The 15456-nt window shown below is 64.9% G+C and carries 12 protein-coding genes and 1 pseudogene; 11 read left to right on the top strand and 2 right to left on the bottom strand.

The window, feature by feature from the left end; genetic code table 11:
* Positions 1–16: 16 nt before the first annotated feature.
* From M1B35_RS31525 to leuD, 5 genes are all read left to right on the top strand, one after another.
* Positions 17–1492, top strand: a complete 1476-nt coding sequence (locus tag M1B35_RS31525) for a glycoside hydrolase family 32 protein (protein WP_268264030.1) — start codon at positions 17–19, stop codon at positions 1490–1492.
* An 88-nt stretch (positions 1493–1580) separates the two neighbouring features.
* Positions 1581–2579 (top strand): LacI family DNA-binding transcriptional regulator, encoded by a 999-nt coding sequence (locus M1B35_RS31520; protein WP_268264029.1) that lies wholly within the window; start codon positions 1581–1583, stop codon positions 2577–2579.
* A 127-nt stretch (positions 2580–2706) separates the two neighbouring features.
* Positions 2707–3000 carry a DUF3144 domain-containing protein gene (locus tag M1B35_RS31515; RefSeq protein ID WP_123331419.1) on the top strand — a complete coding sequence of 98 codons (294 nt, stop codon included), beginning with the start codon at positions 2707–2709 and terminating at the stop codon, positions 2998–3000.
* A gap of 264 nt (positions 3001–3264) precedes the next feature.
* Positions 3265–4686, top strand: coding sequence for a 3-isopropylmalate dehydratase large subunit (leuC, locus tag M1B35_RS31510; protein ID WP_268264028.1), 1422 nt, complete (start codon positions 3265–3267; stop codon positions 4684–4686).
* On the top strand, positions 4682–5296 hold the full coding sequence (gene leuD, locus M1B35_RS31505; protein WP_268264035.1) for a 3-isopropylmalate dehydratase small subunit: 615 nt from the start codon (positions 4682–4684) through the stop codon (positions 5294–5296). Before leuC ends, leuD begins: the two co-directional genes overlap by 5 nt.
* Positions 5297–5326: 30 nt before the next feature.
* Here the strand turns inward: leuD and M1B35_RS31500 are convergent, their stop codons facing one another.
* Positions 5327–6250, bottom strand: coding sequence for a LysR substrate-binding domain-containing protein (locus M1B35_RS31500; RefSeq protein WP_123331424.1), 924 nt, complete (start codon positions 6248–6250; stop codon positions 5327–5329).
* A gap of 235 nt (positions 6251–6485) precedes the next feature.
* On the opposite strand from M1B35_RS31500, the gene M1B35_RS31495 reads away from it, so the two are divergent.
* Entirely contained in the window at positions 6486–7826 is a 1341-nt protein-coding gene (locus M1B35_RS31495) for a 2-hydroxycarboxylate transporter family protein (RefSeq protein WP_268264027.1), read from the top strand.
* Between the two features lie 3 nt (positions 7827–7829).
* Here the strand turns inward: M1B35_RS31495 and qhpR are convergent, their stop codons facing one another.
* The gene (gene qhpR, locus M1B35_RS31490) at positions 7830–8885 is read right to left on the bottom strand and encodes an AraC-like transcriptional regulator QhpR (RefSeq protein ID WP_268264026.1); all 1056 of its coding nucleotides are present in this window, start codon (positions 8883–8885) and stop codon (positions 7830–7832) included.
* A gap of 554 nt (positions 8886–9439) precedes the next feature.
* Here qhpR and eat point away from each other — a divergent pair.
* From eat to M1B35_RS32495, 5 genes and pseudogenes are all read left to right on the top strand, one after another.
* Positions 9440–10792: an ethanolamine permease gene (gene eat / locus M1B35_RS31485; RefSeq protein WP_123331430.1), complete on the top strand. Its 1353-nt coding sequence runs from the start codon at positions 9440–9442 to the stop codon at positions 10790–10792.
* Between the two features lie 16 nt (positions 10793–10808).
* A complete protein-coding gene (locus M1B35_RS31480) occupies positions 10809–12200 on the top strand; it encodes an ethanolamine ammonia-lyase subunit EutB (protein ID WP_268264025.1) in 1392 nt (463 codons plus the stop codon).
* A 9-nt stretch (positions 12201–12209) separates the two neighbouring features.
* On the top strand, positions 12210–13049 hold the full coding sequence (gene eutC, locus M1B35_RS31475) for an ethanolamine ammonia-lyase subunit EutC (protein WP_268264024.1): 840 nt from the start codon (positions 12210–12212) through the stop codon (positions 13047–13049).
* A 165-nt stretch (positions 13050–13214) separates the two neighbouring features.
* Positions 13215–14108 (top strand): annotated as a pseudogene (locus M1B35_RS32500) (cache domain-containing protein); the annotation flags it as partial.
* Complete coding sequence (locus M1B35_RS32495) at positions 14094–15221, top strand: methyl-accepting chemotaxis protein (protein ID WP_425273465.1); 1128 nt, start codon at positions 14094–14096, stop codon at positions 15219–15221. The pseudogene M1B35_RS32500 and the gene M1B35_RS32495, both read left to right, overlap by 15 nt.
* Positions 15222–15456 lie beyond the last annotated feature (235 nt).

Raw genomic sequence — 15456 nt, 5'->3', positions numbered from 1 at the left:
TTGTAAGGACTCCCCCATGCCCTCTGAACGGCTGGACCAGGCCCATCGCGCCCTGGACAACACATTGCCCCGACGCCGTGACGACTATCGGCTCGGTTATCACCTGGCGCCGCCGGCGGGTTGGATGAACGACCCCAACGGGCTGGTGTATTTTCGCGGCGAGTACCACGTGTTCTATCAGCACCATCCCTATTCGGCGCAATGGGGCCCGATGCACTGGGGCCATGCGAAAAGCCGTGACCTGGTGCACTGGGAGCATCTGCCGATCGCCTTGGCGCCCGGCGACGAGTACGACCGGGACGGCTGCTTCTCCGGTTCGGCGGTGGTTGCCGACGACACCCTGTATTTGCTGTACACCGGGCACCGCTGGTTGGGCGAACCCGGGGATGACCAGCGCATCCACCAGGTCCAGTGCCTGGCCAGCAGCACCGACGGCCTGGTTTTCACCAAGCACGGGGCGGTGATCGAGGCGGCGCCCGACCCGCAGATCATGCATTTTCGCGACCCCAAGGTCTGGCGGCGCGGCGAGCACTGGTGGATGGCCCTGGGCGCCCGACAGGGGGATGACCCGCAGTTGCTGCTCTATCGTTCCGAGGACCTGCGTCAGTGGCATTTCCTGGCGTGTGCCTTGGCGGGCCAGCGCGACCCCGACGGCTATATGTGGGAGTGCCCGGACATGTTCGAGCTGGACGGGGTCGATGTGTTGCTCTATTCGCCCCAAGGCCTGCAACCCAGTGGTTATGACAACTGGAACCGCTACCAGAACAGCTATCGATTCGGCCTGCTGGACGACGCCGGGCATTTCTCCGAGTGCGGCGAGCTGTACGAGCTGGATCACGGTCACGACTTCTACGCCGCCCAGACCTTAATGGCGGCGGACGGCCGACGCCTGCTCTGGGCCTGGATGGACATGTGGGACAGCCCCATGCCGAGCCAGGCTCATCATTGGTGCGGTGCGCTGTCGTTGCCCCGGGAGTTGAGCCGCGACGGCGAGCGCCTGCGCATGCGCCCGGCCCGGGAGCTGACCGCGTTGCGTCGCACGCCACACCGCGAGCAAGTGGGCATCCTGACGTCCCAGCGTCGGTCCCTGGCAATGGGCGGCGCGTTGCTGGAACTGGAGATGCAGTTGGACCTGGCCGCCAGCAGCGCGGAACGCTTTGGCCTGGCCGTGCGTTGCAGCGCCGATCATCAGCAGCAGACACTGTTGTATTTCGACGCCATGGCGCGACGCCTGGTGCTCGACCGGCAACACTCGGGGGCCGGCGTCAGCGGTGTGCGCAGTGTGCCGGTGGCCCCTGGGCAAACTCGGATCGCGCTGCGGATCTTCCTCGATCGCTCCTCCATCGAAGTGTTTGTCGATGACGGTGCCTACAGCCTCAGCAGCCGTATTTACCCGGACCCCGACAGCCTCGGGATCAGTGTGTTTGCGCTCAATGGGGCAGGGGCGATGGGTGAGATTCGCGGCTGGGAGCTGGCCGACCTCCAGCTCTGAGCGATGCCCGCCTGGCTAGGCCGCGTGTTGTCAGGTTTTTGCCAGGCATGACATGATGCGCGGCCAGATCAGGCAATGGCATCGGCACATGGCTTCAGTCAAAGATGTCGCACGGTTGGCGGGCGTGTCCTTCATGACCGTGTCCCGGGCGATCAACACCCCGGAAAAGCTCAATCAGGAAACCCTGAACAAAGTCCGTCAAGCCATCGAAACCCTGGGTTACGTCCCCAGTCTTTCGGCGCGCAAGATCCGTGGCGGCCACTCCCGCGGCAAGACCATCGGCGTCTTTGCCCTCGACACCGCCACCACCCCGTTCGCCGTTGAGATGCTGCTGTCCCTGGAGCGCACCGCCCGGGAAAATGCCTGGAACGTGTTTATTCTCAACGTCTTCGAAACCCCACCCACCGCCCAAGCCATCGACCTGATGCTGTCCCATCAACCGGACGGGATCATTTTCAGCGCCATGCAATTGCGCACCGTGGACATTCCCCCGGCGCTGCGCAGCCTGCCGCTGGTGCTCAGCAATTGCGTGAGCTCGGCGCCCGGGGTGGCGTGTTATGTCCCGGACGACGAAGACGGTCAGTACCAGGCCCTGCGCCAGGCCCTGAGCAAGGGTTACCGACGGCCGTTCTGCCTCAACCTGCCCCGCAGCAGCCTGGCCTGGGGCCTGCGTCAGCAAGGGTTGGCGCGGGCCCTGGCGGAAGCTGAGTTGCCCTTGGCGGACGTAGCGCAGTACGACCTGTCGACCGATGACGCCTACGGGGAAACCATCGGTGCCCTGGAGCAGCAATTGCGCCGTGCGGACGGTCGGCCGGCGTTCGACCTGTTGGTGTGCGGCAACGACCGTATCGCCTTGGTCGCCTACCAATACCTGCTGGGTCGCGGCTTGCGCATTCCCGAAGATGTCGCCGTGTTGGGCTATGACAACATGATCGGCGTCGCCGAGCTGTTCTACCCGCCGTTGAGCACCGTGCAACTGCCGTATTACGAAATGGGCCGGCGTGCGGCCCTGCACGTGATCGAAGGGCGTGACGAGCCGTTCATTCACCGGGTGGCGTGCCCGCTGGTGGAGCGCAAGTCCTGGTAGGCGGCGTTTCTCACTCCCCGCCTGCGCACGGCGATCAAACAGACGGCCTGTAAAAGCCATCGGCCCGGCAGGGCAAACCTCTTATACTGCCGCGCTTTATTGATCCCACCGCAACGAGGAACGCCCCTTGGCCAACGAAATCGATCAGGACTTCTACAACCGCGCCGACGCCATTATCGAGCTGGCAAACACCCATATCGCCGACAGCAGCCGGGGCAAGTCGAGCGCGTCGCTGATGTACGCCAACGCGCGTTTCAGTGCCTGGGTCAGTGCCTGCGGTTGCCGTAACGTCGAGGAACTGGCAGCGGCCAAGCAACAGGCCGTGGATTACTTCGTCGAAGAATTCCGCCTGATGATGGAAGAGAACCTGACCGACTACATCGAGAACTTCGACCGCTACATGAACCCGCAGTCGAACTGACGGGCCCGGTGGGCCGGGCCGCTGGCTGCGCAGCCGGCCCGTCCGCCGCTCCAACCCTCTATCTAGCTTGATCAACGCTGGGTCCGGACGCTGCGGATCGACCTTCAGGGTGGCTGGATAGAACACGAAGCGTGAACTTTAAAAACACTTTCTCGGCATTGATGCGCGATATGAAGTGAATATGCTGGGCACGAACACGCCGCCAAGGCGCTGTGACCGTGATGTCTTCGGACTCTCGCACAACAATTCAATAGCGAGCCTGCCATGAGTCAGCCCAGAACCCTCTACCAGAAGCACATTGATGCCCACACCGTCTGCACCCTGGACGATCACGGCCATGTGCTGCTCTACATCGACCGCCAGGTTGCCAACGAGTACACCAGCCCCCAGGCCTTCAGCGGCCTGCGCGAGGCCAAGCGCCCGGTGTGGCGACCCGCCGCGACCCTGGCGGTGGTGGACCACGTCAACCCCACCAGCCCGGCGCGCAATGCCGCCATGACCGACCCGGGCGGCGCTCGGCAGGTGTCGTACTTCACCGAGAACTGCCTGGATTTCGGCATCGAATTGTTCGACGTGCTGGACCCGCGCCAAGGCATCGAGCACGTGGTGGCCCCCGAACAGGGGTTTATCCTGCCCGGCATGGTGGTCGCCGCGGGCGATAGCCACACCACCACTTACGGTGCCCTGGGCGCCTTTGGCTTCGGCATCGGTACCTCGGAGATCGAGCACCTGCTGGCCACCCAGACCCTGGTCTACAAGCGCCTGAAAAGCATGCGGGTCAAGGTTGAAGGCGTCCTGGGCGCGGGCTTGACCTCCAAGGACATCATCATGGCGTTGATCGGTCGCATCGGCGCGTCCGGCGCCACCGGCTACGCCATCGAGTTTGCCGGTTCCACCATCGATGCCCTGAGCGTCGAGGCGCGCATGACCATTTGCAACATGGCCGTGGAAGCGGGCGCACGCGGGGCCTTTATGGCGCCGGACGCCAAGGTCTACGCCTACCTGGCCGACAAACCCCGGGCGCCCAAGGGCGAACTCTGGGAGCAGGCGCTGCGACGTTGGGCCGATTTGTACAGCGACCCGGGGGCGGCGTTTGACCTGGAAGTGGTCCTGGACGCCAGTACCCTGCAGCCCATGGTCACCTGGGGCACCAGCCCCGACCAGGCGTTGGCGATTGGTGAGCGGGTGCCCGACCCCTTGGCGGAAAGCGACCTGATCCGCCGCCAGGACCTGCAACGGGCCTTGCGCTACATGGGCCTGGAAGCCGGTGAGCGCTTGACCGACATCGCCATCAGCCACGCCTTTATCGGCTCTTGCACCAATGCCCGCATCGAAGACCTGCGGGACGCCGCCAGCGTGGTCCGCGGGCGCAAGGTGGCGGCCCATGTACGGGCCATGATCGTGCCCGGCTCGACCCTGGTGCGCGAGCAGGCCCAGGCCGAAGGGCTGGCGGATATCTTTATCGCGGCGGGGTTCGAATGGCGCCAGTCCGGCTGTTCCATGTGCCTGGCGATGAACGATGACGTGCTCGCCCCAGGGGATCGCTGCGCCTCCAGCACCAACCGCAATTTCGAAGGCCGCCAGGGCGCGGGTGCGCGCACCCATTTGATGAGCCCGGCGATGGTGGCGGCCGCCGCTATCAGTGGCCGCCTGGCCGATGTCCGTTGCCTGTCCCGGGAGTATTGAGATGACGCCTTTCACTGTGGTCAGTGGCCATGCCGCGCCGATGCTGGCGGCCAACGTCGATACCGACGTGATCATGCCCAAGCAGTTTCTCAAGGGGATTGACCGTGCCGGCCTGGATCGCGGGTTGTTCTTTGACCTGCGCTTTCTCGCTGATGGCCGGCCCAACCCCGAGTTCATCCTCAACCAGGCACCCTGGACCGATGCGCAATTTTTGGTGGTGGGCCCCAACTTCGGCTGCGGCTCCAGCCGCGAGCACGCCGTCTGGGGGCTCAAGCAACTGGGGATTCGTGCGCTGATCGGCACCAGCTTCGCCGGGATCTTCTTCGACAACTGCCAGCGCAACGGGGTGTTGCTGATTCAACTGCCTGAGGCGCAACTGCAGCGCCTGGCCAGTCGGGTCGCGGAGCCGGGCCACCAGGCAATCAGCATCGACCTGCAGGCCCAGCAGATTGCCCTGGACGATGGCCAGGTCCTGGCGTTCGACATCGACCCGTTGCGCAAGGACGCCTTGCTCCTGGGGCTGGACGCCATCGGCAGCACCTTGCAGCGCACCGAGGCGATCCGTCGTTTCGAGAAAGCCCACCTGCTGGCCAATCCCTGGCTGGCGTGAAACCTGCCCGGGCTCGGCTCCGCGCCGGGTTCAGGGCGACAGGTGCTTGAAGTGCGCCTCAAGAAATTCGACGCACACCCGCAGCTTGGCCGAGTCGGCCAGGCGTGTCGGGTACACCGCCCAGACGTTGGCGCTCTGGCTGTAGTCGTGCAGCACCTGGACCAGCTTGCCCTGGTCCAGCAGCGGCTTCACGTCCCACATCGAACGCAACAGAATCCCCCGGCCCTTGAGGGCCCACTGCAAGACGATCTCGCCGTTATTGGATGACAGCGGGCCGCTGACCCGCACCGTTTCCTCACGCGCGCCCTTGCGCAGGTGCCACACGCCAAACGGGTTGTTGCGCTCCTTGAGCACCAGGCAATCGTGCTGGTCCAGGTCCTGCAAACTCTGTGGCGTGCCCCGTTGCGCCAGGTAGTCGGGGGTGGCGCACAGCACGCGCTGGTTGGCCACCAGGGGCCGGCTGATGTGCTGCCCCGGCAGGTCGTCACCCACGCGAATTTCCAGGTCGAAGCCTTCGGCAATGATGTCCACCACCCGGTCGAACACATCCAGGCGGATTTCCAGGTCGGGGTAGGCCATGGCCAGTTCCGCCACGGCCGGGGCGACGTGGTTGCGGCCGAAGCCGAAACTGCTGCACAGGTGCAGCAAGCCCCGCGGCGCCTTGCGCGCTTCCGAGAGTTCGCCGATGAACTCGTCGAGGTCATCCAGGATGCGCACGGCCCAGCGTTGGGTGCGTTCCCCGGCTTCGGTCAGGGCGATGCGCCGCGTGGTGCGGTGCAGCAGCCGGGTGCCGAGGGTTTTCTCGAGGATCTGAATGCGCTTGCTGACGTAGGCCGGGGACAACCCCAGCTCATCCGCGGCGCTGGCAAAGCTGGATTTGCGAATCACCGCGAGGAATACCCGCAGGTCTTCCGGGAGGGGTGATTGCACACGATGTGTGTTTGTAGTGCTCATGATTAGCGTGTTTATTTAACCAAAAGGCCAGCATAGCATCCCTCTGACGCTGCATTGAACTGTGAGCGTTCCGTTCATCCTCAGATAAAAACAAACAGAGGAAACCGTCATGAGCCTGTTGTCCCTATCCTTCGCCCGGCTATCGCTGTGCCCCCGACGATCACCTGTTCGCGCCCAATTCCCGGCGTGCCGCTGAGCCACGCGCCGTTCCCGTTTTTGCGTATCAGGTGACCCTATGAACGACTCCCTCGACACCCCCGTTTCCCATGCAGACAGCAGTGCCTTCGGCCGTTGCCTGCGCAGCTTGCGCGACTATGAAATCGGCGTGATTCCCCTGCCGTATTTCATCGGCATCGCGCTGATCGTGTTCCTCTCCGCGCACTTCGGTTACCTGCCGAAAAACATGATTGGCGGCCTGGCCGTGATCATGACCCTGGGCGTGTTTTTCGGCCAACTGGGCCAGCGCCTGCCGATCCTCAAGGAGATTGGCGGCGGCGCCATCCTGTGCCTGATGCTGCCTTCGGTGCTGGTGTTCTACGGCTTCTTCGGCAGCACCACCATCGACGCCACCAAGATGCTGATGAAGGAGGCCAACTTCCTGTATTTCGTCATCGCCAGCCTGGTGGTGGGCAGCATCCTCGGCATGAGCCGTTTCATCCTGGTGCAGGGCATGATCCGCATGTTCGTGCCGTTGCTGGTCGGCACCCTGGCGGCCGTGGCGGCGGGCATCGCGGTCGGTGCGCTGTTCGGCTACAGCGTCTACCACACGTTCTTCTTCATCATCGTGCCGATTATTGGCGGCGGCATCGGCGAGGGCATCCTGCCCCTGTCCCTGGCCTATTCGGCGATCCTCGGCGGCACCCCGGAACAGTACGTGGCGCAGCTGGTGCCGGCGGCAGTGGTGGGCAATATCGTGGCAATCATCTGTGCCGGGGTGCTGGCGCGGCTGGCCCTCAAGCGTCCGGCGCTCAACGGCGACGGTGTGCTGATCCGCGCCAAGGCGGAGAACGATGCGTTCCAGGTTCAGGAGGAGGCCAGTGGCGGCATTGACTATCGCTACATGGGCGCCGGGGTGCTGCTGATCTGCGCCTTTTTCATTCTCGGCGGCCTGCTGGAGAAAGTGGCGGGTATTCCGGGGCCGGTGATGATGATCCTGGCGGCGGTGGCCTGCAAATACCTGCAACTGCTGCCGCGTAACCTGGAGGAGGGCAGCAAGTCGTTCTACAAGCTGGTGTCCACGGCCTTTATCTGGCCGGTGATGATCGGCCTGGGCATGCTTTATGTGCCCTTGGACAGCGTGGTCAAGGTGTTTTCCGTGGGTTACCTGGTGGTCTGCACGTCGGTGGTGGTGGCCATGACACTGGCCGGGTTCTTTATCGGCAACCTGCTGAAGATGTACCCCATCGAATCGGCCATCGTCACCTGCTGCCACAGCGGTCTGGGCGGCACCGGGGATGTGGCGATTCTGTCGGCGTCCAACCGCATGGGGCTGATGCCTTTCGCGCAGATTTCCACGCGCATTGGCGGGGCCTCTACGGTGATCCTGGCGACCGTGCTGCTGAAAATCTTCGCCTGACCGTCAGGCGTGCCCGGCGCTGCGCCACTGTTTGGGGCTGAGGCCGAACCAGCGTTTGAAGGCTCGGGAGAAGGCGCTGGTTTCCGAGTAGCCGAGCAGGGACGCGAGCTGGGTGACGCTGAGGTTCTGTTGCTTGAGGTGGTTCATCGCCGACTCCTGGCGGATCTGGTCCACCAGTTGGGTAAAGCTCAGGCCCTGGTCCCGCAGCTTGCGTTGCAGGGCCCACTCGGACAGGCCCAGGGTGTGGGCGACGTGCTCCAGGGCCGGTTCGCCCAGGTGCAGGATGGTCAGAATGGCCTGGCGCGCCTGGTCCAGCAGGCCGTTCTCACTGCCGCCGTCGCCCAGTTGGCGGATGGCGTCCTTGATCAGCATCAGCAGCATCGGGTCACTGCCGGGCATGGCCTGGCCGGCCAGGTCCTGTTTGGGAATCAGCACGCTGTTGCAGCCCTGGCCGAAGCGCACCTCGGCACCGAACACCTCGCGGTGCTCGTGCCAGTCCAGGGGCCTAGCGTGTTCGAAGGCCACTTCCCGCGGTGCCCAGTCGGCGCCGAGTACATGGCGCACCAGGTTGGTGGCCATGCCCATGGTCAGTTCGGCGTCCTGGCGCCGCTCGCTGATGGCGCCGTGGCGCACCTGATAGTCGAAGCGGTAGCAGTCGCCCTGGTCCACCAGCTGGATCAGGCTGCTGTGCTGGTGAAAGGGGAAGGCCGCAGCAAAGTTGATCAGCGCCTCTTCCAGGGTCGCCGAGCACAAGCCGATATAGCCCAGCAGGCCCAGGGCCTGGGGCTGGAATTGCTGGCCGTAACGCAGGCCGAAATTGTCGCAATGGGTTTGCCGCGCGGCCTCTTCCAGCACCCGACAGTAGTTGGGCAGGGGCAGGCTGAGGGTCGGGTGCAGCAGCTGTTCGGGGTCGATGCCGGAGCAGCCGAAAACCCGGTCCAGGTCACCGCCGTGCTGGACGATAAAGCCGTCCAGGCCGTTGGCTGCCGCCGACAACACCCCGCAATTGCTGGTGCCGGGGGCGTGCGACGTTGAAGGTGAGAACAGGGACTGGTGCATGGAAGTGAAGGGCCATCAAGCTGTGTATGAATTTCATTCAAGCAAATGTCATACCTTGTTACGTGTTCCGGATCGCCCGTCCTGATCCGCCAGCGCCCGGGGCAGGGCCACAGGCCCGGTCTTGACTTGTTGGCGGGGGATGGCGCGAGCCGGGTTTAGCCAGCCAAGAGGCCTGGCGCGAATGCCGGCGTGCTGCTACCCAAGGCCTCAGGCGAGGCGCGCCTGGGTCGAACGGTGGCAGCCCTGACCCCGTGACATCGTTCCCACGGTCACCGTGGGAGTGCTTCCAGGGTGCGTTCCGCGTCATTGCTTTGTAGGCAGCCGGCGCTGCGTTTCGGCTTTGGCTGGCAGCGCCGTGAACGCCGCTAAAAGCTGACCCGATATGAAGCATGCCCCGGGATTCATGCGCCAGCATGCAGCATCGGGCGCAACGGCCCGAAAAACTTGACCCTGGACGACAAAACCCGCGTTCTCGGGTCAAGCCTTGGCGCGGCGACGGTGATTATTCTCGTTGTCAGGCAAATACCGTCGCTTGGCTACCGGGGTGCACACTCATGACTGTTACAAAACTCAAACCGACATTGGGAACCCTGCATTTGTGGGGGCTGGCCGTAGGGCTGGTGATTTCCGGCGAATACTTTGGCTGGAGTTACGGCTGGGGCACGGCCGGGACCTTGGGCTTTCTGGTCACCACGTTGATGGTGGCGGTGATGTACACCTGTTTTATCTTCAGTTTCACCGAACTGACCACCGCCATTCCCAACGCCGGTGGCCCATTCGCCTACAGCCTGCGGGCGTTCGGCGTAAAGGGCGGGATGATCGCCGGCCTGGCCACGCTGATTGAATTTGTCTTCGCCCCGCCGGCCATCGCCATGGCCATCGGCGCCTACCTGAATGTGCAGTACCCGACCCTGGACCCGAAGATGGCCGCCATTGGCGCCTATTTTGTGTTCATGACCCTGAACATCCTCGGCGTCAGCATCGCCGCCACCTTTGAACTGGTGGTCACGGTGCTGGCGGTGGCCGAGCTGCTGGTGTTCATGGGCGTGGTCGCCCCGGGCTTCAGCTTCAGCAACTTCGTGCTGGGCGGCTGGGCCGGTTCCGACACCTTCAGCCTGCCGGCCATCAGCGGCATCTTCGCGGCCATTCCCTTCGCCATCTGGTTCTTCCTCGCCATCGAGGGCGCGGCCATGGCCGCCGAAGAAGCCAAGGACCCCAAACGCACCATTCCCCGGGCCTATGTGGCCGGCATCCTGACCTTGGTGGTGCTGGCCATCGGCGTGATGATCTTTGCCGGCGGCGTCGGTGACTGGCGCACCCTGGCCAACATCAACGACCCGTTGCCCCAGGCGATGAAAGCGGTGGTGGGCAATAACTCCAACTGGATGCACATGCTGGTGTGGATCGGCCTGTTTGGTCTGGTGGCGAGCTTCCACGGAATCATCCTCGGCTACTCGCGGCAGTTCTTCGCCCTGGCTCGCGCCGGTTTCCTCCCGGCTTCGCTGGCCAAGCTGTCGCGCTTCCAGACCCCGCACCGGGCGATCATTGCCGGTGGCGTGGTAGGCATCGCGGCGATTCTCAGCGACGGCCTGGTCAACCTGCAGGGCATGACCCTGACCGCGGCCATGATCACCATGTCGGTGTTCGGCGCCATCGTCATGTACATCGTCAGCATGCTCAGCCTGTTCAAGCTGCGCCGCAGCGAGCCGGACCTGGAGCGCAGCTTCCGTGCCCCGGGTTACCCGGTGGTGCCGGCCATTGCCCTGATCCTGGCCGTGGTGTGCCTGGTGGCCATGGTCTGGTTCAACCCGCTGATCTGCGCGATCTTCCTGGGCCTGATGGCCGTGGGCGCGCTGTTCTGCACCCTGGTGCGTAGTCGCGGTGCGGTTGCGGTGGCGGCGGCCTGATCAAGGAGGGACCGGCATGAGCTTCTCCCACAGCATCGGTGGCATGACCTGGCGTTTCGACAGCCTGCGGGAGTTGCTGGCCAAGGCCACGCCCGCACGCTCCGGGGACTTTCTCGCCGGGGTCGCTGCTGCCAGCGACGCCGAGCGCGCGGCGGCGCAGATGACCCTGGCCGACCTGCCGCTCAAGCACTTTCTCAACGAAGCACTGATTCCTTACGAAGTCGATGAAGTCACCCGCCTGATCATGGACAGCCATGACCTGGCGGCCTTTGCCCCGGTCAGCCACCTGACCGTGGGCGGCTTTCGCGACTGGCTGCTGGGGGACGAGGCCACCGACACCAGCCTCAAGGCCCTGGCGCCGGGGCTGACCCCGGAAATGGTCGCCGCCGTATCGAAGATCATGCGCGTCCAGGACCTGGTGCTGGTGGCGCAGAAAATTCGCGTGGTCACCCGTTTCCGCAACACCGTGGGGCTGCGCGGGCGCATGTCTACCCGTCTGCAACCCAACCACCCCACCGACGACCCGGCGGGTATCGCCGCCAGCGTTCTCGACGGTCTGTTGTACGGCAACGGCGACGCCATGATCGGCATCAACCCAGCCACCGACAGCATCGGCGCCATCAGCGAGTTGCTGAAGATGCTCGACGGGGTGATCCGCCATTACGAGATTCCCACCCAGTCCTGCGTGCTGACCCACGTCACCTCTTCGGTGGCGGCGATTGAAAAGGGCGTGCCGCTGGATTTGGTGTTCCAGTCCATTGCCGGCACCGAGGCGGCCAACAGCAGCTTCGGCATCAGCCTGGAGATTCTGCGCGAGGGCTACGAAGCGGGTCTGAGCCTCAAGCGCGGCACCCTGGGCAACAACCTGATGTACTTCGAGACCGGCCAGGGCAGCGCGCTGTCGGCCAACGCTCACCATGGTGTGGACCAGCAGACTTGCGAAACCCGCGCCTACGCCGTGGCCCGGCATTTCGACCCGTTCCTGGTGAACACTGTGGTGGGTTTTATTGGCCCTGAGTACCTGTACAACGGCAAGCAGATCATCCGTGCCGGCCTCGAAGACCACTTCTGCGGCAAGCTGCTGGGCGTGCCCATGGGCTGTGACATCTGCTACACCAACCACGCCGAAGCCGACCAGGATGATATGGACACCTTGCTCACCCTGCTGGGCGTGGCGGGGATCAACTTCATCATGGGCATTCCCGGTTCCGACGACGTGATGCTCAATTACCAGACCACCTCGTTCCACGACGCCTTGTATGCCCGCAAGACCCTGGGCTTGCGCCCGGCACCGGAGTTCGAGGCGTGGCTGACGCGCATGGACATCCTGCGCCAGGACGATAACGGCCTGCGCCTGGGCCAGGGCGTGCCGCCGCTGTTCCGCCAGGCCCTGGCCCGCTTGAGCTGAGGAGCCGCCATGAGTGACCGTCCGCAAACCCCGCCCGCGTCCCCGGCCCAGGCCGATGCCTGGCGCCAGTTGCGCGGCCTGACTTCGGCGCGTATCGCCCTGGGTCACGCCGGCACCAGCCTGCCCACCGAGGCCCAGCTGGACTTCCAGTTCGCCCATGCCCAGGCCCGGGACGCGGTGCACCTGCCGTTCGATCACCGAGCCCTGAGCGCCACCCTTGAAGCGCGCCAGCGCGATGTCATGACCCTGCACAGCGCCGCGCCGGACCGGCACGTCTACTTGCAACGCCCGGACCTGGGGCGGCGCCTGTCCGGCGATTCGGCGGCGCAACTGGACCACTATGCCCTGGCCCATCCCGAGGGGTTCGATGTGGCCCTGGTGGTGGCGGATGGCTTGTCGTCCCTGGCGGTACAACGGCATAGCCCGGCCATGCTCGAACGCATCGACCAACTGGCCCAGGCCCAGGGCTGGAGCCTGGCCCCGGTGGTGCTGGTGGAGCAGGGGCGGGTGGCGGTGGCCGACGAAGTGGCCGAGCGCCTGGGGGCGAGGATGGTGGTGATCCTGATTGGCGAGCGGCCGGGCCTCAGTTCCCCCGACAGCCTCGGCCTGTACTTCACCTTCGCCCCGCGTGTGGGCCTCAACGATGCGGCGCGCAATTGCATTTCCAACGTGCGCCTGGAAGGCCTGAGCTACGCCATGGCGGCGCACAAATTGCTGTACCTGATGAGCGAAGCCTGGCGCCGGCAATTGTCCGGAGTGAACCTCAAGGACGAGGCGCCGGTGCGCACCCTGGAGGCCGGAGCGGTGGAGCAACAGGGGAATTTCCTGCTGGCCGCCCCCCGTGCCTGAAGGGCAAGGTGTTGGATGATGGCAATGTGGCAATATCCGGGCGCCACAGTGGTGCCTGAACCTTAAGGACCGCTTTGGCAACACCTCAAGGAGTGTCGGCCGCCGCACAGGCAGCGGGCCGCAGAGGTGGTTCACCCACGCAGTGCCATTTTTACGGAGTTTGTCATGGCCTTGTTACCCGTTCGCCTGTCCCACCGTTTGACCTTGGGCAGCCTGCTGCTGTTGCTCTGTACCGCCCTGGCGGTGTTTGCCGTGATGACCTTGCGCGGCCAACCCCGGGTGGTGGCCGCCAGCTCGGCGCTGATCGAGCAGACCGGCAGCGCCATCGTCCGCCAGTTGGCCCTGCAACTGGCGGGGATCGAAGGCATGACCGCGAGCATGGCGCACTTGGTGGAAGGCTTGCCCAAGGACGAAGCGCTGTACCGGGCGACCCTGCCCAATGTGATCGACCATCAAGGCGATAAAGCCATTGCCGGCGGCGGTATCTGGCCGGAACCGGGAGCGTTCACCGCGGGCGTCGAGCGCCGCAGTTTCTTCTGGGCCCGCAGCGATGCCGGGCCGCTGGTGTATTCCGATGACTACAACGCCGCCGGCGGTGCCGGTTACCACAACGAGGCCTGGTACAGCGGCGCGCGCAACAGTGCGCCGGGGCGCTGCCTGTGGTCCGAGGCCTATCAGGACCCGGTGACCCAGGTGCCCATGACCACCTGCAGCGTGCCCTATCGTCAGGGCGGCGCGTTTGCCGGGGTGGCCACGGTCGACCTGCGCCTGGATGACCTGGCGCGTTTTCTCAAGGAGCAGGGTTCGGTCACCGGCGGTTATGCCTTTGCCCTGGACCAGGCTGGCAACGTCCTGTACTTCCCCGAGGCCAAGCAGAGCGGGGCGCAGATGCTCGGCTTCAGCGCCTTGAGCCAGCAGCAGCCGTGGTTGCAGCCGGTGACCCAGGCCCTGGCGGCCGGCATCGGGCGCCCCGGTGAAGTGCGCAGTCTGGACCTGGAACAGGATGGCCGTCTGCAACAACCCAGCCGCGTCAGCCTGTTCACCATGCCCGGCACCGGCTGGACCATTGGCCTGGTGACCCCGCAGCAGCAAGTCACCGGGCTGGCCCGGGCCCTGACCGCGGAAATCCTGCTGTTCCTCCTGCCGTTGCTGGCCTTGTTGCTGTTTTTGGCCTGGCTGGGTGGGCGCAAATTCATCCGCCAACTGGAAGAAACCACCGAGCAGATCGATGCCTTGAGTCGTGGTCAGGCCACCAGCAGCGCTGAGTTGCCGGTGCTGCGTGCCGACGAAGTGGGGGCCTTGCGCGGGGCGGTCAACCGCTACGCCGGGCAGTTGCGCCAGATGCTCCAGAACATCGCCAGCGAGGCCCAGCGCCTGCAAGTGGAAGCCGGGCGCCTGGGGGACCTGAGCAGCACCTTGGCGCAGCGGGCCGAGCAGCAGCGCCAGGAAAATACCCAACTGGCCACGGCCATCACCCAGATGTCGTCCAGCGCCCTGGAAGTGGCGCAGAACACCAACAACTGCGCCGACACCGCGCGCCAGTCGTTGCGGGTGGTGCAGGACGGGCAGCAGAAAGTTGCCGCCAACAGTGAGTCGATCCAGCAGCTGTCCACGGAAATGGCCGCCGCCGCGGCGGTGATGCAGCGCCTGGAACAAGATAGCCAGCAAGTGGGCGCGGTGCTGGATGTGATCAAGGCCATTTCCGAGCAGACCAACCTGCTGGCCCTCAACGCCGCGATCGAGGCGGCCCGGGCCGGCGAGCAGGGCCGGGGTTTTGCCGTGGTGGCTGACGAAGTGCGCACCCTGGCCGGTAAAACCCAGACCTCGGCCAATGAAATCAGCGGCATGATCGGCGCCTTGCAGCAGGCGTCACGCCAGGCGGTGCAGGCGATCCAGGCCGGCGAGTCACGCACCCGGCAAGCGGTGGGCGAAGCCTCGGGCGCCTCGGCGGCGTTGTCGAGCACCGTCACCAGCTTTGATGACATCTCGCAACGCGCCCAGCAGATTGCCGTGGCGGCGCAGCAGCAGAGCCACGTCACCCAGGAAATCAACGAACTGGCGGTGCGTATCCACGGCATCAGCGAAGACAACGCCCGCGACGCCCAGGCCCTGGATAAAGTCAGCGCCGCCATGCAAGCCCTGTCCGGGCGCCTGGCGATCATGAGCCTGTAGGCCCGCTGCTCGTTCCCACGGTCGTCCGCGGGAATGCCGCCTGGGACGTTCTGCGTCACCTCTACGACATTGCACCGCTCACCGTTTGTAGGCGCAGGTTTATGTAGGAGCTGGCTTGCCAGCGATAGCGCCCGTGAGCTCGCCATCGCTGGCAAGCCGGCTCCCACAGTGGCCAGGCGCCTCACCGCGCGTTCCCACGGTCCTCCGTGGGAACGCCGCCTGGGACGTTCTGCGT

It is taken from the genome of Pseudomonas morbosilactucae, assembly GCF_023241665.1.
In the GTDB taxonomy this organism is placed as follows: Bacteria; Pseudomonadota; Gammaproteobacteria; order Pseudomonadales; family Pseudomonadaceae; genus Aquipseudomonas; species Aquipseudomonas morbosilactucae.
Note: the sequence above shows the minus strand (reverse complement) of the source record. Positions and strands in the feature narration are given on the sequence as shown.